Source organism: Paenibacillus sp. BC26 (assembly GCF_900116125.1).
Lineage (GTDB): Bacteria > Bacillota > Bacilli > Paenibacillales > Paenibacillaceae > Paenibacillus_Z > Paenibacillus_Z lignilyticus.
This window is the reverse complement of record NZ_FPAD01000001.1, coordinates 3,245,589-3,264,094: the sequence shown is the minus strand read 5'-3', so window position 1 is coordinate 3,264,094 and position 18,506 is coordinate 3,245,589. Positions and strand designations below refer to the sequence as shown.

Here is an 18,506-nt window from a genome sequence, read left to right as displayed (position 1 = left end):
ATGCGGCAGCACTGGACCATCCGCTTCGCGGTGCTGCAAGCAGTGCTCTTGCTGGGGCTGCTGACGATTCTGCCGATTGCTGCATTTGCGGATGCACAAACGAGCAGTCAGAACATGGCTGCCACAGTCGAATCAACGGCTGCACCGGAAGCGGACGACCCCTCTCCAAACGACAATGCATCTTCGGTCAATAAGAATCTTGCCGGCGATCAGGTCAAGGAGATCAATACAGAAGACGTAGAGAAGTATTGGAACAAGCTGATGTCTGAATACGGGGGCTTCTTCCCGGATAACAATGTGCCAAGCTTCGCCGAAATGATTATGCCCGGCGGCGAAGGACTGAAGCTGACAACGGTGCTTGCGGGGCTGCTCAAGTATGTCCTGCACGAAATTTTGTATAACGGCAAGCTGCTGGTCACGATCGTCATTCTAACCGTATTCAGCATGATGCTCGAGACGATGCAAACCGCCTTCGAACGCAATGCCGTCAGCAAAGTCGCCTACAGCATCACCTACATGGTCATGATCGTCCTGGCGGTGAACAGCTTTAATGTCGCCATCGGTTACGCGAAGGATGCCATCACCGGGATGATTCAGTTCATGCTTGCCATGGTGCCGCTGCTGCTGACGCTGCTGGCCACAATGGGCAGCGTTGTAACGGTTTCGGTGCTTCACCCGCTGATCATCTTTATGATTAATGCGGTCGGTACAGTCATCTACACATTCGTATTCCCGCTGCTGTTCTTCTCAGCTGTCCTGCATATCGCGAGTGCGGTGTCGGATAAGTTCAAGGTGACTCAGCTGGCGAATGTGCTGCGCAATTTCAGCGTCGGCTTGCTCGGTGTCATGCTGACGGTGTTTCTTGGGGTCATCTCCGTGCAGGGGGCTACCGGATCGGTAACCGACGGGGTCACGATGCGAACCGCGAAGTTTATTACGGGCAATTTCGTTCCCGTCATTGGACGAACCTTCTCGGATGCGGCGGATACGGTTATGTCAGCTTCCCTGCTGGTGAAGAATGCCATCGGCCTTGCAGGCGTAGTGATCATTTTGTTCCTATGTGCGTTTCCCGCGATCAAAATCATTACACTTGCGCTCATCTACAACGTATCCGCAGCGATCATGCAGCCGCTTGGCGATAGTCCCATCGTGAGCTGTCTGCAAACCATAGGCAAAACGCTGATTTATGTGTTTGCCGCACTTGCCGCCGTCGGACTCATGTTCTTCCTGGCCATCACCATTGTCCTTACAGCAGGCAACGCTGCAATCATGATTCGGTAAAAAGTTAGGCGGTGGAATTCAGCATGATGAACTGGCTGGCGGTGTGGCTGCAGCAAATCATCGCGGTGGTGCTGCTGGCGGGCTTTATCGATCTGCTGCTCCCAAACAAAGCGATGCAGCGGTATGTCAGACTTGTAGCGGGCTTGATCATACTGCTGACGATTCTGACTCCGATCATCAGGCTGCTGCAAGGTGATTTTAATGCCAAGCTTGATGCGCAGGTGGAGAATTGGGTCCATAACACGAAGTCCGAGCAATTCCACATGCCAACCTTGGATGATATTCAGCAAAATGCAAAGGACCTGCAGCGCAAACAGCAGTCAGCGGCAACCGCATTAACCGAGCAAAAACTGGAGGAAGCGATGAAAGCGGGACTTGCAGAGAACGCTGGGCTTCATGCGGCAGCTGTCAACGTAAAGCTCGAAATGAATAAAGACGGTCAATCCGCTCAAATCGCCGGCGTTACCGTATCGCTCCTGCCCCCTGAAGAGCAGGCAGCAGCCGAGGCGGAGATGTCCGACCAAACGAAAAGCGTCAATGAGGTCGAGGCCGTCGAGGTTACCGTGCAGCCGGAAGCTGCTTCACAGGGCAGCAATCAAGCGGCATCCGACGGGGAAACGGCGGAGAAGGAAGCGCCGGGCGCGGTGACCGATGCGGTGAAAGAGGTCCTTCGATTAGGCTGGGGCGTGGCTCCGCGATTAATTGAAGTAAACGTGCAGAATGCAGCTCCGGATGCGGCTTACTAATGAAAGGGGAGAACGACGTTGGCCAATTGGCTGAGCGGGTTGGAGTCAACCATCGGCAAAGGGCAAGGCGGACCTAAGCGGGTAAAAACGCTGCGCTGGCTGCTCATTATCGGCTTAATCGGAATAGGGCTTATGGTGGTCAACTCTTTTCTGTCCTATCAGAAGGTGCCAACCGCAGACCAAGCTGCTTCCGGGACGCCGCCGACCGAAGAAGTTTTCCTCGGCAATAACTCATCCGAGCATTCTTCCTTTGACGGCATCGAGCAGCCGCTTGAGGCGAGGCTCAAAGATATTTTAGAGAAAATCGTCGGTGTCGGGTTGGTCGATGTCTTCGTGACCATTGATTCGACGGAAGAGGTTACGGTTCATATCGATGAGAAGGAATCCCAGCAAATCACGAACGAAATCGATAAGAACGGCGGGAAGCGCAACATTACTTCCATTACCAAGGAAGGCAAAGTAGTGCTCTACAACACGAATGGGGATACGGCTCCGATTATCGTCAAACGTATCCAGCCGAAGGTCCGCGGGGTGCTCATCGTAGCTAAGGGCGCGGAGAACGGAGTGGTCAGACGATTAATTATAGACGCGGTGGAGAAAGGGCTCAATGTCGCGATTAACCGAATTTCGGTCGTTCCGCGCAAGCATCAATAATACCAATTGGACAATGAAAAGGGAGGCTGTTCGTTCATGAACAACAAAAGGCAAACGATTTGGCTGGTATCCATGCTGAGCTTGATGGTCATTTTATCGGCCTACTACTTGTTTACGGAAGATGTGAATCCATCGCAGGTGGCGACTGACGGTACGCAGCAAGAACAAGTGAAGGGGGATGCGACGGAAGCATCCGGCACGACGGCGAACGATGAGGGAATTACGGTTACGGACGTAACTGACGGAACAAGCGCGAATGCAACGGATCCGAATGCAACAAATTCGACTGCAACGGATTCGACTTCAAATGCCGCGCAGGATCAAGGGACGGCAACCGACCCGGCGGCAACGGCTGCTGCGAATCAGGAAGACGAAGAGGTGCTTCGTCAACTCGAAGAAGCAGGCGGGTTCAGTGCCAGCGTATTCAGCCAAATGCAGGAGAAACGTGATCAGAAATTATACGATGAGTATAATAAGCTGTATGGCACCATCTCTGATACGAAGCAAGATGACAAAGCAGCCGGTTCGGCTGTCGAACAGTTGAATCTGCTTGAAGACAAGAGCTCCAAGATTACGGGGCTTGAGGAAGAACTGGTGAAGCAGTTCAGCAACGCCGCCGTTTATCCGGACGGAGATCGCTACAAAGTCGTTGTACAGAGCGACAAATTAGAGAAAAGCCAGGCGGACAGCATCCTTACAATGGTCATCACAGAGCTCGGTGTTTCGCCGGAGCAAGTTACCATTCAGTACGTCAAGTAAGGCAAATGCGGAAGGCCCCGATGCCGAAATTAGTGGCAATGGGGCTTTTTCCCATCAACGATGTATAAAAAATGGGTTCGTGTTCCGCAAGGTTTGTGCTATAATGGTTTCGGTATGTGCAGGTTTGGTAAATGTCACCTTTTTGCAGGGTGCGATACTCACGGCCTCGCACAGTAGAAGCAGGCTGATGCATGCAGTAGAGCCAGAGCAGCAGGCAGCAACGCAATTACGCAGCGTCTTCTTGCATGAGGCGCAAAAACTTATAGGAGTGAAACGATGTTTAAGCTGAGCGAGATTAAAGAATTGATCAAGCTGGTTGATGGGACTTCCGTACACGAACTTGAAATTGAAAACGATGGCGCCCGCCTGATGATCCGCAAGCCCGGCAAAGCGGAAGTGGTGAATGTACAAGCTGCGTCTCTCGTTCCTACATATACGCAGTCTTACCAGCCGCAAGTTCAACCGGCTCCAGGTACGCCCGGCGGTGCTCCGGCAGCAGCGGCTCCGCAAGCGCCGGCAGCCAAAGAAGAGAACTATCACCAAATCGTTTCTCCGATGGTCGGCACGTTCTACCGCGCGTCGTCGCCTGAGAAAGGTCCTTTCGTAAACGTAGGCGACCGCATCAACGAGAAATCGATCGTTTGCATTCTTGAAGCGATGAAGCTGATGAATGAGCTGGAAGCGGAAGTTCGCGGCGAGATCGTGGATATCCTTGTTGAGAATGGCCAGCTTGTTGAGTTCGGGCAGCCATTGTTCTTGGTTAAACCGGAATAGCAGAACAAAGCTAAGGTGACACCTAGATCCAATGCGCACGAGAGGAGCTTTTACCGTGAAATTCAATAAAATTTTGATTGCCAACCGGGGAGAAATTGCCGTACGTATTATTCGCGCTTGCCGCGAGCTGGGCATTCAAACCGTTGCCGTCTATTCCGAGGCAGACCGTGAATCGCTGCATGTCCGTTTGGCGGACGAGGCTTATTGCATCGGTCCCGTTGCTTCCAAAGACAGCTATCTCAATTTAACCAATATTATGAGCGTTGCAACCTTAACGGACTGCGATGCCATTCATCCCGGCTATGGTTTCTTAGCGGAGAATGCGGATTTCGCTGAAATTTGCGAGTCCTGCAACGTGACGTTTATCGGTCCTTCTCCTCAAGCCATCAGCAAGATGGGCGATAAAGCAGTAGCGAAGAAAACGATGAAGGAAGCGGATGTACCGATTATTCCGGGCTCCGACGGACTTGTCGAGGACATGGATGATGCGATTCGCGTCGCACGCGAAATCGGTTATCCGGTTATTATTAAAGCGACTGCGGGCGGCGGCGGCAAAGGCATCCGGATCGCAGAGGATGAGGACACGCTTATTTCCCAGATCTCGACTGCACAGAACGAAGCGCAGAAAGCCTTCGGCAATGCAGGCGTATATCTGGAGAAATATTTGACGGGCATGAAGCACGTCGAAATTCAAATTATGGCCGATAAACACGGCAATGCGGTTCACTTGTTCGAACGTGATTGTTCGGTGCAGCGTCGTCGTCAGAAGCTCGTTGAAGAAGCTCCTTGTCCGGTGCTGAGTCCTGCCATGCGTGAACGCATGGGTCAAGCGGCAGTCCGCGCGGCGCTGGCTGTGCAATATTCAGGTGCCGGAACGCTCGAGTTCCTGCTTGGTCCGGATGGTAATTTCTACTTCATGGAGATGAACACTCGTATCCAAGTTGAGCATCCGGTAACGGAAATGATTACCGGCGTAGATTTGATTAAAGAGATGATTTCCGTTGCGGAAGGCAATCCGTTGTCGATCAAACAAGAAGACCTGAAGATCAACGGTTGGTCGATCGAATGTCGAATCAATGCGGAAGATTCGGAACGCGGCTTTATGCCTTCCCCGGGTCAAATTCAATTCTACTTGCCGCCGGGCGGCTTGGGCGTTCGCGTAGACAGCGGCGCATATCCGGGCTACACCATTTCACCTCATTACGACTCTATGATCGCGAAGCTGATCGTATGGGGAGCCACGCGCGAGGATGCGATCGCAAGGATGAAACGGGCACTCGCTGAGTTTGCCATCGACGGCATTCGCACGACGATTCCGTTCCACATGAAGCTGCTTAATCATCCAAAGTTTCTCAAAGGAAATTTCGACATCAAGTTCTTAGAGGAAAATGACGTCAACAATCCGGTGGAATAATCGTCTTTAACGGCGGTAATGTCCGCCGCAACGGTTTGTCATATTTCCCTCAGAATGCTATAGTATAGGAATAAGAAGCGGATAAGCTATCGGTTTTTGATCGGTGGCAAGCTACTTTACGGGAGGTGTAGGATAACCATGAGTACGCTGGCAGCGGACTATGAGAAAACAGACATGGGCACTATTCAAATCGCACCCGAAGTCATTGAAGTGATTGCAGGACTTGCGACAATTGAGGTTCGTGGCGTGGCAGGCATGAGCGGCGGATTTGCCGGAGGCATCGCTGAGCTATTGGGCCGTAAAAATTTGTCCAAGGGCGTTAAGGTTGAGGTAGGCCAACGTGAAGCGGCAGTCGATGTGTCCATCATTGTAGAATATGGTCACAGGATTCCGGAAATTGCGGCAGACATCCAGAACAATGTCAAACGTTCCATCGAAATGATGACGGGCTTGCATGTCGTTGAAGTGAATGTTCATATTCATGACGTTCATTTCAAAACGGTTGAGAAGCCGGAAGAAGAAGAGATCCAAGTACGAGTCAAATAACGGATCAAGCGTGAATGAATGACGACATACCCCCTAGTGGTTGGGCTTGCCGCTCGTCGCTAGGGGGTTTTATCTAGTCCGCCCCGAGGAGGAACTCTCGTTGATAAGAGTGTTGGACAAGCTTCTGCTGTTTCTATACAGCATCGCGATTGGCGCTGTAGCCGTTATCGCGTTTAGTGCAGGCGTATACTGGTTTCCGGAAGAATGGCTGAACAATTTGGTACATAATTTGTACGGCGGCGATTATCGCTGGCTGCAAGCGACGGTTATTATTGTTTCCACGATTGTTTTATTAATCAGTCTTCGGTTCCTTTACCTATCGCTTCGTCGCAGCAATGCATCGGCACCTTCAATCGACCAACGAACGGAATTCGGCGATATTCGAATTTCGCTGGAGACGGTGGAGAACTTGGCGCTTAAGGCAGCGAGCCGTCAGAAGGGTGTCAAAGATTTAAAGGCGCGGATCAGAATCAGTGAAGCGGGGATCGAAGTTTCGCTTCGCGCCATTGCAGATGGTGAGAGCTCTATTCCGACATTGACGGAAGAAATACAGCGTGCTGTCAAATCCCATGTGGAAGAGATTACAGGCATTCCTGTAGCCGGCGTGTCCGTATTTGTAGCTAACATCATCCAAACCGCGAACTTCAAAAGTCGCGTAGAATAGGGGTGATGCCGATGTGGAAGGAAATCTGGACAACCTATGGTGGACGGATCGCCGGTGTGTCTGTAGGCATCATTCTCGGACTCCTTTATTTTATCGTTGGATTTTGGGATATGTTGTTTTTCGGCTTGCTGCTTTTGGTCGGTTATACGATCGGGAAGATGAAAGACGAGCAAAGCGGCCCTATTATTCCTTGGCATCGGGTAACCGAATGGCTGATGGAGAGATGGCGGCCGTTCAAATAGTACTGTGGTCTCCTCCGTACCCCGGACATTGGCATGATGAATGTTCGGGGCAGGGAGGAGATCATATTTTGTAGATCGAATCTGAGCGATATTGTCAGGAGGCCCCATGAAACGTAGGTTAGCGCGGGAGATTGTGGTACAGAGCTTGTACCAAATGGAAATGAATGAAGAGGCTACGGCATCGTCAGCTGTAGATATGCTGGTTAGCGAAGTGAATGACGAGAATGAGATTGAAGCCGATGCCGCGGATGTGGAACGGATTGATGAGTATGTTCGTGAAATGGTTCAAGGTGTCATTGAACGCAAGACCGCGATCGACGACATGCTGCAGCATTATTTAACGGGCTGGCAGGTGGACCGTTTATCGCGCGTTGACCGTCAAATATTGCGTCTGGCTTGTTACGAGCTGGTGTTCCGCGATGATGTACCGCCTAAGGCGATTATCAATGAGGCGATCGAGCTTGCGAAGCATTTCGGAACCGATGAATCCGGTAAATTTGTCAACGGGGTTCTGGGACGTCTGCTTCAAGCGTTGGACGAGCTGAAGCCGAAGGCATAAGTGGCGTTACACTATGTAGTCGCTTAGTTTCATAACGAGTAGTACGAGCCCCTTAGAGCCCTCCATCATGAGGGATTTAAGGGGCTTACGAAAATTAATTATTAAAGACAGAATTGGGAGTGATTGCATGACTGCACAACGTATCGAAGGAAAAGTGATTTCAGATGCAATTCGTTTGGAGATTAGTGAAGCTGCAGCGAAGCTGGCCGAAAGAGACATTAAACCAGGTCTGGCGGTAGTTCTCGTTGGTGAAGATCCGGCTTCCAAGGTGTATGTGGGAAGCAAAGAGAAAGCCTGCCAACAGCTCGGCTTCTACTCGGAGGTACATAGACTGGATGCAGCGACATCCCAAGAAGCGCTGCTCGCCCTTATCGATAAGTTAAACAATCAAACAAACATTCACGGTATCCTCGTGCAGCTGCCGCTGCCTAAGCACATCGATGAGAAGGCTGTCATTGACGCCATCAGCACCGCCAAAGATGTGGACGGTTTCCATCCCGAGAGCGTAGGTAATCTCGTTATCGGCGATGAGAGTCTGCTGCCGTGCACGCCAGCCGGCGTCATTGAGATGATTAAGCGGACAGGCCTGAAAATCGCAGGCAAACATGCCGTTGTCATCGGCCGCAGCAATATCGTCGGCAAGCCTGTATCGATGCTGCTGCTTAGAGAGCATGCGACTGTCACAATCTGCCATTCCAGAACGGCGAACATGGAAGAAATCGCACGTACTGCCGATATTCTTGTGGTTGCGATCGGGAAAGCCAAAGCGATCGGCCGTCAATTCGTTAAGCCAGGCGCGATTGTAATCGATGTCGGCATTAACCGTCTCCCGGACGGCAAACTGGCCGGCGATGTCGATTATGATGATGTTTTGGATACAGCGGGTTATATCACCCCGGTTCCGGGCGGTGTTGGACCAATGACGATTACAATGCTGATGCAAAACACACTTAAAGCGGCAAAACAACAACACGCAATTAAGGAGTGAGTAATCCGAAGATGGCTGAACCGGCGCGTATACTTTCGATTAAAGAAATAAACCGCTATATCGGGATGAAGCTGGAGTCGGACGAGCTGCTCAGCGATGTTTGGCTGCGCGGGGAAATATCAAATTTTACGCATCATTCCAGCGGACATATGTATTTCACGCTGAAGGACAAAGACAGTCGGCTGAAATGCATCATGTTCGCCTCCTATAATCAGAAACTACCGTTCATCCCGAAGGAAGGTGCCAAGGTGCTGGCACGCGGCAATATTTCCGTCTATGAACGAGATGGCAATTATCAATTTTATTGTACAGCTATGCAGCCTGATGGAATCGGCAGCCTTTATCTTGCTTATGAGCAGTTGAAACGGAAGCTTCAAGACGAGGGGTTATTCGATGGGGCAAGGAAAAGGCCGATTCCCCGTTTCCCGAAAGCGATCGGGATTATTACTTCGCCAACCGGCGCTGCCGTTAGAGATATCATCATTACGCTGCAGCGCCGTCACCCTTCTGTGCCGGTGCTGCTTTTTCCCGTGCTGGTCCAAGGGACAGGCGCAGCACCTTCAATCGTAAAGGCAATAGAAACAATGAACCGATTAGCCGAAGTCGACGTATTAATAATTGGCCGGGGCGGAGGCTCTCTGGAAGAGCTATGGGCCTTTAATGAAGAGGCCGTAGCAAGAAGCATTGCGAGGTCAACTATTCCGATTATTTCCGCTGTAGGCCACGAGACGGACTTTACGATTGCTGATTTTGTGGCGGATCTTCGCGCGGCAACGCCAACAGCTGCAGCTGAGCTGGCTGTTACGAGCATGCAAGAGATGAAGACGAGACTCGCGCAAGCGGAATCAAGACTCGTACAGAATCTCCGAATGACGCTGCAGAACCGGAAGGATCGGCTTGCACGACTGCGCAGATCACCGCTTTTCTTGAACCCGCGCAAGTATCTGCTCCAGCATGCCGAACGGCTTGACCGTACGGAGGAGAGATTAAAGGCGAGAGCGATCCGTTTCGCGGAGAAACATCGAGAGCAGTACGCAGCACTCAATCGTGCACTGACTCGCGTTCATCCCGGGGCTCAAGCAGCGCTTGCGGCCAAGCAACTGGAACGTCTGACCGCTCGGTTAGATTCGACCATGCAGCAAGGTTTGAAGGAACGGCGTGTACAGCTTCTGGCTTCCATTCGTCAGTTGGATGCGCTTAGTCCCCTTAAAGTCATGTCACGGGGATATAGTTTGGTTTACGATGATAAGGATCAAAGGCTCATTAAATCCATTGCCGATGTACAGCTTGGCGACTTGCTCCACGTAAAGGTGGCCGATGGTCAGCTGGAATGTCAGGTTTGGGGAATGAAAGGGGAGGCCTAGCAGATGGCAGCAGCTAAAGAACAGGAAGCGATGAGCTTTGAAGCGGCGATGGAACGGTTGGAGTCGATCGTCAGTAAACTGGAGAGCGGCGATGTTCCACTGGAAACGGCAATCGAGCTTTTTCAAGAAGGAATGAAGCTGTCTTCATTGTGCGGCTCGAAGCTCGAACAAGTAGAACGTAAGATTGAGGTTCTGATTGAAACCGAAAACGGCTTACATAAAAAACCGTTTGCGCAAGCAAACGAAGATAGAGGGGAATAACAGTGAAAACTTCGGTTTCTACTGCAGATTATTTAACACGCTCCGTTCTGGAAATCGAAGAGGCGCTGCAGTCATCTTTGCCGCTCGGATGGGATATTCCGCCCAAGCTTCGGGAATCCATGATGTATTCCCTGGAAGCGGGCGGCAAGCGTCTTCGCCCGATTCTCGTGCTTACGGCTGCTGAGGCGGTTAATCAAGATCCAAAAGCTCGTAAACAAGCGATGCCTATTGCTTGCGCGATTGAGATGATTCATACGTATTCGCTCGTTCACGATGATTTGCCTGCGATGGATAATGATGATTATCGTCGAGGCAAACTAACGAATCATAAAGTATTCGGCGAAGCCATGGCTATTCTGGCCGGCGACGGTTTGCTCACGCATGCATTCTACGCCGTGACGCAGGCTTCTGCGCTTGGTGCATCGCCGGAGACGACCCTTGCGATCGTAGCGGACCTGGCTAAACTCGCTGGTGCAGCCGGGATGGTCGGAGGGCAAGTGGCTGATATACTGGGCGAGCAAGGCGTTACTTCGCTTGAAGAGCTGGAGTATATTCATCTGCACAAAACGAGCGATTTGATCGTATTTTCTGTGTTAGCCGGTGCTCGAATCGGGGGAGCCAGTCAGCAGCAGCTGGAATCGCTGCAGCAATTTGCTCGAAAGCTTGGTTTAGCGTTTCAGATCCAGGACGATATTCTCGATTTGATCGGTGACGAGTCGAAGCTCGGCAAGCCGGTCCAAAGTGATGTGGAGCAGCAGAAGGTGACATATCCTTATCTGATTGGGATGGATGAAAGCCTTGCACTCGTAGAGCGGCTGACCCAAGATGCGAAGCAGGCACTTGCGGAAGCGAAGCTTGCAACGCCTGATTATTTGCTCGCAATTGCTGATTATTTAATGCGCAGAGATCATTAATATAGCGAGATTTGGGATTTTTGCATCGTTCTATGTTATAATTTAGCCACATTTGGAGTTCGTTGGACAACGGGGATTGCCCACCGGGAAAGCGAGGAAATACCGTGTTACTGGAACATATTCATGACCCTAAAGATTTGAAATCTCTCTCAGTTGCACAATTAGAGCAGCTCGCTGCTGAAATTCGTGCTTTTCTCATCGAGAAGCTATCGGAGACGGGAGGACATCTTGCGCCGAATTTAGGCGTCGTCGAGCTTACTTTGGCGCTGCATTATTTATTCGACAGCCCAAAGGATAAGTTTCTTTTTGACGTAGGCCATCAATCATACGTTCATAAAATGTTAACAGGTCGTATGGACCAATTCGATACACTTCGTAAATACAAGGGACTTTGCGGTTTCGTCAAACGCTCTGAGAGCCCGCACGATGTATGGGAAGCGGGACATAGCAGCACATCGCTGTCTGCCGCAATGGGAATGGCGCTCGCGCGTGATTTGAAAGGCGAGAAGAACAAGGTTGTCGCGATTATCGGCGATGGCGCGTTAACCGGCGGCATGGCGTTGGAAGCGCTCAACCATATCGGACATGAGAAGAAGAATTTGATGGTTATTCTGAATGACAACGAAATGTCGATTGCGCCGAATGTCGGTGCTTTACATCATTACCTTGGCAAGATCCGGACAGATCGCCACTATCAGAAGGCGAAGGAAGAATTGAATCAACTGTTGAACAAAATCCCGGCGATCGGCGGCAAGCTGGCTAAGACTGCGGAGCGTTTGAAGGACAGCGTGAAGTACTTGCTCATGAGCGGTATTTTGTTTGAACAGTTTGGTTTCACATATTTCGGGCCGGTTGACGGTCACGACTTGGAGCAATTGACGGAGCTGCTTGAACAGGCGAGCCATGTACCGGGGCCGGTTCTGGTGCACGTTATTACGACTAAAGGCAAAGGCTATTCGCCGGCGGAAGCCGATTCCCATAAATGGCATGGCATCACTCCGTACAAGATCGAGTCTGGTCAAGTGCTTAAAGCTGTCGGGCCGCCTATGTACACGGAAGTATTCAGTGATGCATTGATGGACCTGGCCGATGAAGATAACCGAATTGTTGCGGTAACGCCTGCGATGCCCGGAGGTTCCGGGTTAATTAAATTCGCTGCTAAGTATCCGAATCGTATGATCGATGTAGGGATTGCCGAGCAGCATGCGGCCACGATGTGCGCAGCGATGGCATTGGAAGGACTGAAACCGGTTTATGCGGTTTATTCTACGTTCCTGCAGCGTGCTTATGATCAAGTCGTGCATGATATCTGCCGTCAAAATACGAATGTCGTCTTTGCGATTGATCGTGCAGGTTTCGTTGGACCGGATGGCGAGACCCATCAAGGGGTATACGATATTCCTTTCCTGCGCCACATCCCGAATATGGTGCTGATGATGCCTAAGGACGAGAATGAACTGCGCCGAATGATGAAAACGGCGATCGATTATAACGAAGGGCCAATCGCGATTCGGTATCCACGAATAAACGGACTTGGCGTGCAGATCGAGAAAGAAATGAAGCCGATTCCGTTTGGTACTTGGGAAACCGTGCGTGAAGGCGATTCAGCTGTTATCGCAGCCATTGGACCGATGCTTCAGGTGGCTGAAGAAGCCGCTGAGCTGTTGAAACGCGAAGGACTGAACGTCCGCGTGGTAAACGCACGATTCATCAAACCGATGGACGAAGCGATGCTGCTGCAAATTGCAAAAGAAGGCTTGAATATGCTTGTATTGGAGGAAGGTTCCGTACAAGGCGGTCTGGGCAGCGCAGTACTGGAATTCTACTCCCTGCATAACGAGCATAATATTTCGGTGCGCATTATGGGCGTACCGGATATCTTCGTGGAGCATGGAACGATTAAAGAACAGCGGCAGGAAGTCGGCCTTACCGCGGAACATGTGGCAGTTGAACTGAAGACGTTGCTGCCGCGACTACGTAAGCAGCGCGTAACCGGCCAAGTGTAGAAGAGCGGGAGAAACCGATGACGATTGCGAAAGAACGAATTGATATTTTGTTAGTGGAGCAAGGCTTCTATGACAGCCGAGTGAAGGCGAAGGCGGCGCTGATGGCTGGACTCGTCATCGTCGACGGCGAGCGCATTGAGAAGAGCGGCATGAAGGTACCCAGAACGGCGTCCATCGTTGTTAAAGGAGCGCTGCATCCCTATGTGAGCCGCGGAGGCTTGAAGCTTGAAAAGGCGATCAAGAAGTTCCAGTTGGAACTGAGTGGCGCTGTCATGCTGGATATCGGCGCATCAACCGGTGGCTTCACGGATTGCGCCCTTCAGAACGGGGCGGCTTATGTATATGCTGTCGATGTTGGCTACAATCAATTGGATTGGTCCCTGCGGCAGGATGAACGCGTCAATGTCATGGAGCGTACCAACTTCAGATACACGGTGCCGGAAGATCTAAAAGGGCCGCAGCCGACTTTTGCGACAATTGACGTCTCCTTCATCTCGCTGAAGCTCATTCTGCCAACGCTTGGCACGCTGCTAAAGCAAGGTGCGGGAATTGTAGCGTTGATTAAACCGCAATTCGAGGCTGGCCGCGAGAAGGTCCCTAAAACCGGTGTCGTGCGTGAATCTGCTGTACACCGAGAAGTGCTTGAGCAAGTGCTCAGTATGGCAGCTTCGGAGGGTTATGTGCTGGAGCAGCTCACATTCTCACCGATTACCGGCGGGGAAGGCAACATTGAATTTTTGGCTTATTGGCGGTGGGAACCGGGTAGTCAATCGGAGCCACCCGGCGAAGAAGCTATTGCGGCTGTCGTGAAAGAAGCTGCAGGAACGTTCTCTCAAGAGAGTAAAGGGTAACGAATGAAAGCCTTTCTTCATGGCTGCGGCCGTGATGAAAGGCTTTTTATGTTTTTTTTAGGCGGCCCCTCTTTCCAGGATGGACATTATTTGGTACACTAGGAACGAAACCAAACAAACGTTCGGTATTGGACCGAAACCTCTGACAGACGCAGTTATCTTGTTAGAGGAAAACATCCCGGCAAAGCGAAATGAATAAGGTATGCCTTATCATGATGCTGGAGGGATCCTGATGGGAAATTACGGGGACTGGCTGGTTATGGTCGTCGCTGGCGGGTTGATCTTGTTCTGGCTTTATCGGATGTTCTACCGCTGGCTTCATGAACCGCCCGGAATGAATACGAAGCTTCTTCTAAGCGATGCCGAAGATGTGCACGATGATGATATTAACGTGCAGTTCTTGGAGAAAGCAGGTTATGAGGTTACGCATGGCAAGTACCGAGTTCCCATAACGATCGATTTAGACGGGACTATATTGCACAGCCGATTATTTATCGATTTATTTGCAGAGAAAGATGGCAAACATTATATTGTAAAAACAGCGCGTGAACGGATGCCGATTGATTGGACAGGCAGCGGCGTTCGAGACCGATTGCTAGTCTACGCGCTGCTGTTGCCTGAGTGCGAAGGCGTTCTGTTTGTGGATCACAAGGAACTAACCATTCGCACCATCACATTTCGATTCGGTTCCTAACAAATGAATGGCTCAAGATTGAAGTCGATTCTTCAAGAACTTGATCCTACAGGAGGAAATTATGAAGAGTGTCAGACAAATGAAGATACGCGAGCTGATTACAAGCCAAATCGTAGAGACGCAGGACGAGCTGGTCGATACATTGCGTTCAGAAGGCTTACAGGTCACGCAAGCGACCATATCGAGGGATATAAAGGAAATGCAGCTGATCAAGGTTCCCATCGAGGATGGACGCTACAAATACTCGCTGCCTCAGGAGACTAGATCCAATTCCATTCATAAGCTGAAGCGGACGTTGTCCGATCACTTTCTTCATATCGATTACACGGATAATCTGGTCGTCATGAAATGTTTGCCGGGTACGGCAAACGCGATCGGAGCTATGATTGACAACATGGAATGGCCTGAGGTGATGGGGACGATCTGCGGAGATGATACCATTCTGTTGATTTGCCGGACGAAACCGCAGAGCGGGGAGATCGTAGAACGACTGCTTGGTTTAATGACTTAATGAAATAGTACTTGCAAGTATTTCCAATGGGGCGCGGAGAATCTTTAAGGAGGAGAGCAACTATGCTAAGCGAGCTGTCTATACGTAATCTGGCTGTTATTGAGTATGTTTCGGTGAAATTCCACGATGGGTTTCATGTATTAACGGGTGAAACCGGTGCGGGGAAATCCATTCTGATTGATGCGCTTAGCCTTGTAGTGGGAGGAAGAGGCGCATCAGACATGGTCAGATACGGCTGCGACAAGGCTGAAATCGAAGCTATGTTCGAGCTTCCGGCTTCGCATCCGGTCTGGTACACGCTGAAAACATTCGGCATTCAAGCTTCGCCTGAAGAAGGGCTCGTCATTAGACGGGAACTCTCCTCCCAAGGTAAAAGCATCAGCCGCGTCAATGGACATATCGTAACCTTATCGATGCTTCGTGAAACCGGGGAATGCTTAGTCAATATCCACGGTCAGCATGAGCACCAGTCTCTGCTTCGTACCGAGAAGCATTTGGAATGGCTGGATTTATATGCTGGTGAAACAGTAGCAGAAACTTTGAATGCCTACCGGGCCGTTTACAGAGAATATGAGAAAGCCCGCATTCAGCTCAAAGAGCTGGAGGATACTTCGCGTCAGAATATGCAGATGCTGGACTTATTCCGTTTCCAAATCGAGGAGATCGCATCAGCTCGATTGAAGGCCGGAGAAGATGAAGCGTTGGCGGAAGAGAAGCAGAAGCTCATGTATGCGGTCAAACGCAGAGATTCGGCCTCGGAGGCATACGCGCTGCTGCATGGCAACAAAGGCTTGGATGCAATCAGCCGTGCTGTCAGCCGAGTATCCGACATTCGCGAGTATGACCCGGTTATTCTGGAGCCGCTTCTGGAGCAGCTGCAATCCGCCTTTTATCAGCTTGAGGATGCGGCATTCCAACTGAGAGATTATCGCGATTCCGTTGAATCCGATCCGGAGCGTTTAACTTATATTGAAGATCGTCTTGATTTAATCCACAGCTTGAAACGGAAGTACGGGGAAACAATCCCTGATATTTTGTCCTATTTGAGCGGAATCAAATCGGAAGCCGATAAAATCGAGAATCGTGACGAGCATTTGGCTCGCTTGCAGGCCGAGCAGTCTCGTTTGTTCGCAGAAGCTGTTGCGCTTGGCAATACACTTTCTTTACATCGTAAGAAAGCCGCTGACAAGCTTTCGGGAGCGATCGAGAGCGAGCTGCGCCAGCTTCAAATGGAACGTACGACCTTCCATGTTCAGCTGCAGCAAAGCAAAGACGGAGAGTCATACAAGCTGCATGCAACCGGCATTGATGAAGCGGCATTCCTAATCGCACCGAACCCGGGTGAGCCGTTGAAGCCAATCAGCAAGATCGCTTCCGGCGGTGAGATGTCGCGAATTATGCTCGCACTCAAAACCATCTTTGCCGCTATAGATGAAGTGCCTGTGCTCGTATTTGACGAGGTGGACACAGGGGTGAGCGGCCGTGCTGCTCAAGCCATTGCCGAGAAGATGTCGCGATTGTCAACGCATTGTCAGGTGTTCTCCATCACTCATTTACCTCAGGTTGCTTGTATGGCTGATCATCATTATGAAATCAAGAAAACGATCGTTGCAGAACGGACTTCAACTGTGGTCACAGAGCTGGGCTCGTCCACACGCATTGAGGAACTTGCCCGAATGCTGGGTGGCGTGGAAGTGACGGAAAAAACCCGCCATCATGCACAAGAAATGCTTGACTTGGCAGATAGACAAAAGGGGGCGTAATGGAAGGCAATCAGGGAATGTTTTTGGCGACATAAAACTAATGGGGCAGGGATACCTTAAAGGTACGCAAATGGCGAACCACCTTTCTCGTCAAGCGATTTTGCAACAGGGAGCGTGAAGTCATTGAATGCCAATCAGCGGAAGCGGTGGCTGGGTTTACTTCTCGTTATCATCGTTTGCATGCTTGGTCTATCCTCTCCAATTCAACATTTCGCCGCATTTCCGAACGAAGTTCGTTTGTTCTCCGGCCAGTTGAAGCAGTTAGACTATGGTATGCCTGTACATGCTCAAGTTACCGTTGATCCGCAAATGCTGCAAGTCAACGGTTCATCTGACCGTTCACTGTCCATTAATTTGAACAAACCGCTCTCCATTCAGTCGTCACACAGCGGAAAAACTACGATGAAATTGAAATTATTTGGAAAAATTCCGTTTAAGACCGTTAAAGTGAATGTTGTTCCTGATTTACGTGTTATTCCCGGTGGACAAACCATCGGCGTCAAAGTCAAATCAGCCGGCATTATGGTTGTGGGTCATCATCAGGTCACGGATGCGAAAGGCGCTCGGGTATCTCCGGGGGAGCAAGCAAATTTGCAGCTAGGCGATCTTATTATCCGAATTAATGGCAAGTACATTAACGAGGTGCATAAAGTAGCCCAGATGGCAGAAGAAGCGGGCGATGCGAAGCAATCGCTTCAGCTCACGGTTAAACGCGGCACACGTTTATTTGAAACAAAGCTTGCACCGGTATTTGACTCGGAGGACCGCGCTTGGCGGTTAGGACTGTACATCCGGGATTCTGCTGCAGGTGTCGGAACGTTAACCTTCTATGCGCCTGATCAAGGCGTCTACGGTGCTTTGGGACATGTTATTACGGATATGGACACCCAAACTCCGATTGAGGTTGGTGAAGGTCAGATTTTGCAGTCCAATGTGACGTCCATCAACAAAAGCCAAAATGGCGAACCCGGAGAGAAAAGAGCACATTTCATTAAAGAAAGTAAAGTGCTTGGCAATATAGAGCGCAATACGTCGTTTGGCATCTTCGGCAAAATGAAGGAGCTGCCGTCACATAGCTACAATCAGCAGTCGCTTCCTGTTGCATTCGCGGAAGAAGTGAAGGAAGGACCGGCGCAGCTGCTCACAGTCGTGAATGGTCAGAAGGTAGAGCGATTTAATGTGGAAATCGTTCATGTCACCAAACAGCAATCTCCGGCAACCAAAGGAATGGTTATCAAAATTACGGACAAGCGTTTGCTGGATCAAACAGGTGGTATCGTGCAGGGGATGAGCGGCAGTCCAATCATTCAAGATGGCAAGCTAATCGGCGCTGTTACTCATGTGTTTGTGAATGATCCAACATCCGGCTATGGATGTTTTATCGAATGGATGCTGCAAGACGCGGGTGTTCTTCTCAAACCAGCGAGCTTAAATCTTAAGGCGGCTTAGCCACCTTAAGATTTTTGTTTTTTGTCGAATTACTGCGAATTCTGATAAATGTTGTAGTAAATTATC

At 50.5% G+C, this 18,506-nt stretch carries 20 protein-coding genes; all 20 read left to right on the top strand.

The annotated features are described in order from the left end of the window. The 20 genes from spoIIIAE to spoIVB all read left to right on the top strand — a co-directional run bounded on the left by spoIIIAE (nucleotide 1) and on the right by spoIVB (nucleotide 18,440). Nucleotides 1-1,281: a stage III sporulation protein AE gene (spoIIIAE, locus tag BM412_RS14730; protein WP_256256310.1), complete on the top strand. Its 1,281-nt coding sequence runs from the start codon at nucleotides 1-3 to the stop codon at nucleotides 1,279-1,281. A 23-nt stretch (nucleotides 1,282-1,304) separates the two neighbouring features. After that, nucleotides 1,305-2,027: a stage III sporulation protein AF gene (gene spoIIIAF, locus BM412_RS14725; RefSeq protein WP_143111629.1), complete on the top strand. Its 723-nt coding sequence runs from the start codon at nucleotides 1,305-1,307 to the stop codon at nucleotides 2,025-2,027. A gap of 18 nt (nucleotides 2,028-2,045) precedes the next feature. Then, nucleotides 2,046-2,681, top strand: a complete 636-nt coding sequence (spoIIIAG, locus tag BM412_RS14720; protein WP_091219244.1) for a stage III sporulation protein AG — start codon at nucleotides 2,046-2,048, stop codon at nucleotides 2,679-2,681. 36 nt (nucleotides 2,682-2,717) lie between these two features. Beyond that, the gene (locus BM412_RS14715) at nucleotides 2,718-3,440 is read left to right on the top strand and encodes a SpoIIIAH-like family protein (protein ID WP_091219240.1); all 723 of its coding nucleotides are present in this window, start codon (nucleotides 2,718-2,720) and stop codon (nucleotides 3,438-3,440) included. A gap of 276 nt (nucleotides 3,441-3,716) precedes the next feature. After that, complete coding sequence (gene accB, locus BM412_RS14710; protein ID WP_091219238.1) at nucleotides 3,717-4,214, top strand: acetyl-CoA carboxylase biotin carboxyl carrier protein; 498 nt, start codon at nucleotides 3,717-3,719, stop codon at nucleotides 4,212-4,214. Between the two features lie 55 nt (nucleotides 4,215-4,269). Next, entirely contained in the window at nucleotides 4,270-5,628 is a 1,359-nt protein-coding gene (gene accC, locus BM412_RS14705; protein ID WP_091220520.1) for an acetyl-CoA carboxylase biotin carboxylase subunit, read from the top strand. Nucleotides 5,629-5,766: 138 nt separating this feature from the next. Beyond that, nucleotides 5,767-6,174 (top strand): Asp23/Gls24 family envelope stress response protein, encoded by a 408-nt coding sequence (locus tag BM412_RS14700; protein WP_091219235.1) that lies wholly within the window; start codon nucleotides 5,767-5,769, stop codon nucleotides 6,172-6,174. A gap of 100 nt (nucleotides 6,175-6,274) precedes the next feature. Then, nucleotides 6,275-6,838 carry an alkaline shock response membrane anchor protein AmaP gene (gene amaP / locus BM412_RS14695; RefSeq protein WP_091219232.1) on the top strand — a complete coding sequence of 188 codons (564 nt, stop codon included), beginning with the start codon at nucleotides 6,275-6,277 and terminating at the stop codon, nucleotides 6,836-6,838. An 11-nt stretch (nucleotides 6,839-6,849) separates the two neighbouring features. Continuing rightward, nucleotides 6,850-7,080, top strand: coding sequence for a DUF2273 domain-containing protein (locus BM412_RS14690; RefSeq protein ID WP_371264787.1), 231 nt, complete (start codon nucleotides 6,850-6,852; stop codon nucleotides 7,078-7,080). 106 nt (nucleotides 7,081-7,186) lie between these two features. After that, nucleotides 7,187-7,639, top strand: a complete 453-nt coding sequence (gene nusB, locus BM412_RS14685) for a transcription antitermination factor NusB (RefSeq protein ID WP_091219227.1) — start codon at nucleotides 7,187-7,189, stop codon at nucleotides 7,637-7,639. A 127-nt stretch (nucleotides 7,640-7,766) separates the two neighbouring features. Beyond that, complete coding sequence (folD, locus tag BM412_RS14680; RefSeq protein WP_091219224.1) at nucleotides 7,767-8,627, top strand: bifunctional methylenetetrahydrofolate dehydrogenase/methenyltetrahydrofolate cyclohydrolase FolD; 861 nt, start codon at nucleotides 7,767-7,769, stop codon at nucleotides 8,625-8,627. An 11-nt stretch (nucleotides 8,628-8,638) separates the two neighbouring features. Further along, on the top strand, nucleotides 8,639-9,991 hold the full coding sequence (gene xseA, locus BM412_RS14675) for an exodeoxyribonuclease VII large subunit (protein WP_091219221.1): 1,353 nt from the start codon (nucleotides 8,639-8,641) through the stop codon (nucleotides 9,989-9,991). A gap of 3 nt (nucleotides 9,992-9,994) precedes the next feature. Further along, nucleotides 9,995-10,252 carry an exodeoxyribonuclease VII small subunit gene (gene xseB / locus BM412_RS14670; RefSeq protein WP_091219218.1) on the top strand — a complete coding sequence of 86 codons (258 nt, stop codon included), beginning with the start codon at nucleotides 9,995-9,997 and terminating at the stop codon, nucleotides 10,250-10,252. Between the two features lie 2 nt (nucleotides 10,253-10,254). Further along, nucleotides 10,255-11,166: a polyprenyl synthetase family protein gene (locus BM412_RS14665; RefSeq protein WP_371264786.1), complete on the top strand. Its 912-nt coding sequence runs from the start codon at nucleotides 10,255-10,257 to the stop codon at nucleotides 11,164-11,166. Nucleotides 11,167-11,270: 104 nt separating this feature from the next. Then, on the top strand, nucleotides 11,271-13,172 hold the full coding sequence (dxs, locus tag BM412_RS14660) for a 1-deoxy-D-xylulose-5-phosphate synthase (protein WP_091219216.1): 1,902 nt from the start codon (nucleotides 11,271-11,273) through the stop codon (nucleotides 13,170-13,172). Between the two features lie 17 nt (nucleotides 13,173-13,189). After that, nucleotides 13,190-14,023 carry a TlyA family RNA methyltransferase gene (locus BM412_RS14655; RefSeq protein WP_091219213.1) on the top strand — a complete coding sequence of 278 codons (834 nt, stop codon included), beginning with the start codon at nucleotides 13,190-13,192 and terminating at the stop codon, nucleotides 14,021-14,023. Nucleotides 14,024-14,255: 232 nt separating this feature from the next. Beyond that, complete coding sequence (locus tag BM412_RS14650; RefSeq protein ID WP_091219210.1) at nucleotides 14,256-14,717, top strand: hypothetical protein; 462 nt, start codon at nucleotides 14,256-14,258, stop codon at nucleotides 14,715-14,717. A 61-nt stretch (nucleotides 14,718-14,778) separates the two neighbouring features. After that, the gene (gene ahrC / locus BM412_RS14645; protein ID WP_091219207.1) at nucleotides 14,779-15,228 is read left to right on the top strand and encodes a transcriptional regulator AhrC/ArgR; all 450 of its coding nucleotides are present in this window, start codon (nucleotides 14,779-14,781) and stop codon (nucleotides 15,226-15,228) included. 62 nt (nucleotides 15,229-15,290) lie between these two features. Beyond that, on the top strand, nucleotides 15,291-16,991 hold the full coding sequence (gene recN, locus BM412_RS14640) for a DNA repair protein RecN (RefSeq protein WP_091219205.1): 1,701 nt from the start codon (nucleotides 15,291-15,293) through the stop codon (nucleotides 16,989-16,991). Between the two features lie 123 nt (nucleotides 16,992-17,114). Then, nucleotides 17,115-18,440, top strand: a complete 1,326-nt coding sequence (spoIVB, locus tag BM412_RS14635; protein WP_177245834.1) for a SpoIVB peptidase — start codon at nucleotides 17,115-17,117, stop codon at nucleotides 18,438-18,440. Nucleotides 18,441-18,506 lie beyond the last annotated feature (66 nt).

Coding starts and splice junctions, on each gene's coding strand:
- spoIIIAE (WP_256256310.1), top strand. CDS start 1: ATGCGGCAGCACTGGACCATCCGCTTCGCGGTGCTGCAAGCAGTGCTC.
- spoIIIAF (WP_143111629.1), top strand. CDS start 1,305: ATGATGAACTGGCTGGCGGTGTGGCTGCAGCAAATCATCGCGGTGGTG.
- BM412_RS14715 (WP_091219240.1), top strand. CDS start 2,718: ATGAACAACAAAAGGCAAACGATTTGGCTGGTATCCATGCTGAGCTTG.
- accB (WP_091219238.1), top strand. CDS start 3,717: ATGTTTAAGCTGAGCGAGATTAAAGAATTGATCAAGCTGGTTGATGGG.
- BM412_RS14700 (WP_091219235.1), top strand. CDS start 5,767: ATGAGTACGCTGGCAGCGGACTATGAGAAAACAGACATGGGCACTATT.
- BM412_RS14690 (WP_371264787.1), top strand. CDS start 6,850: ATGTGGAAGGAAATCTGGACAACCTATGGTGGACGGATCGCCGGTGTG.
- nusB (WP_091219227.1), top strand. CDS start 7,187: ATGAAACGTAGGTTAGCGCGGGAGATTGTGGTACAGAGCTTGTACCAA.
- folD (WP_091219224.1), top strand. CDS start 7,767: ATGACTGCACAACGTATCGAAGGAAAAGTGATTTCAGATGCAATTCGT.
- xseA (WP_091219221.1), top strand. CDS start 8,639: ATGGCTGAACCGGCGCGTATACTTTCGATTAAAGAAATAAACCGCTAT.
- xseB (WP_091219218.1), top strand. CDS start 9,995: ATGGCAGCAGCTAAAGAACAGGAAGCGATGAGCTTTGAAGCGGCGATG.
- BM412_RS14655 (WP_091219213.1), top strand. CDS start 13,190: ATGACGATTGCGAAAGAACGAATTGATATTTTGTTAGTGGAGCAAGGC.
- BM412_RS14650 (WP_091219210.1), top strand. CDS start 14,256: ATGGGAAATTACGGGGACTGGCTGGTTATGGTCGTCGCTGGCGGGTTG.
- ahrC (WP_091219207.1), top strand. CDS start 14,779: ATGAAGAGTGTCAGACAAATGAAGATACGCGAGCTGATTACAAGCCAA.
- recN (WP_091219205.1), top strand. CDS start 15,291: ATGCTAAGCGAGCTGTCTATACGTAATCTGGCTGTTATTGAGTATGTT.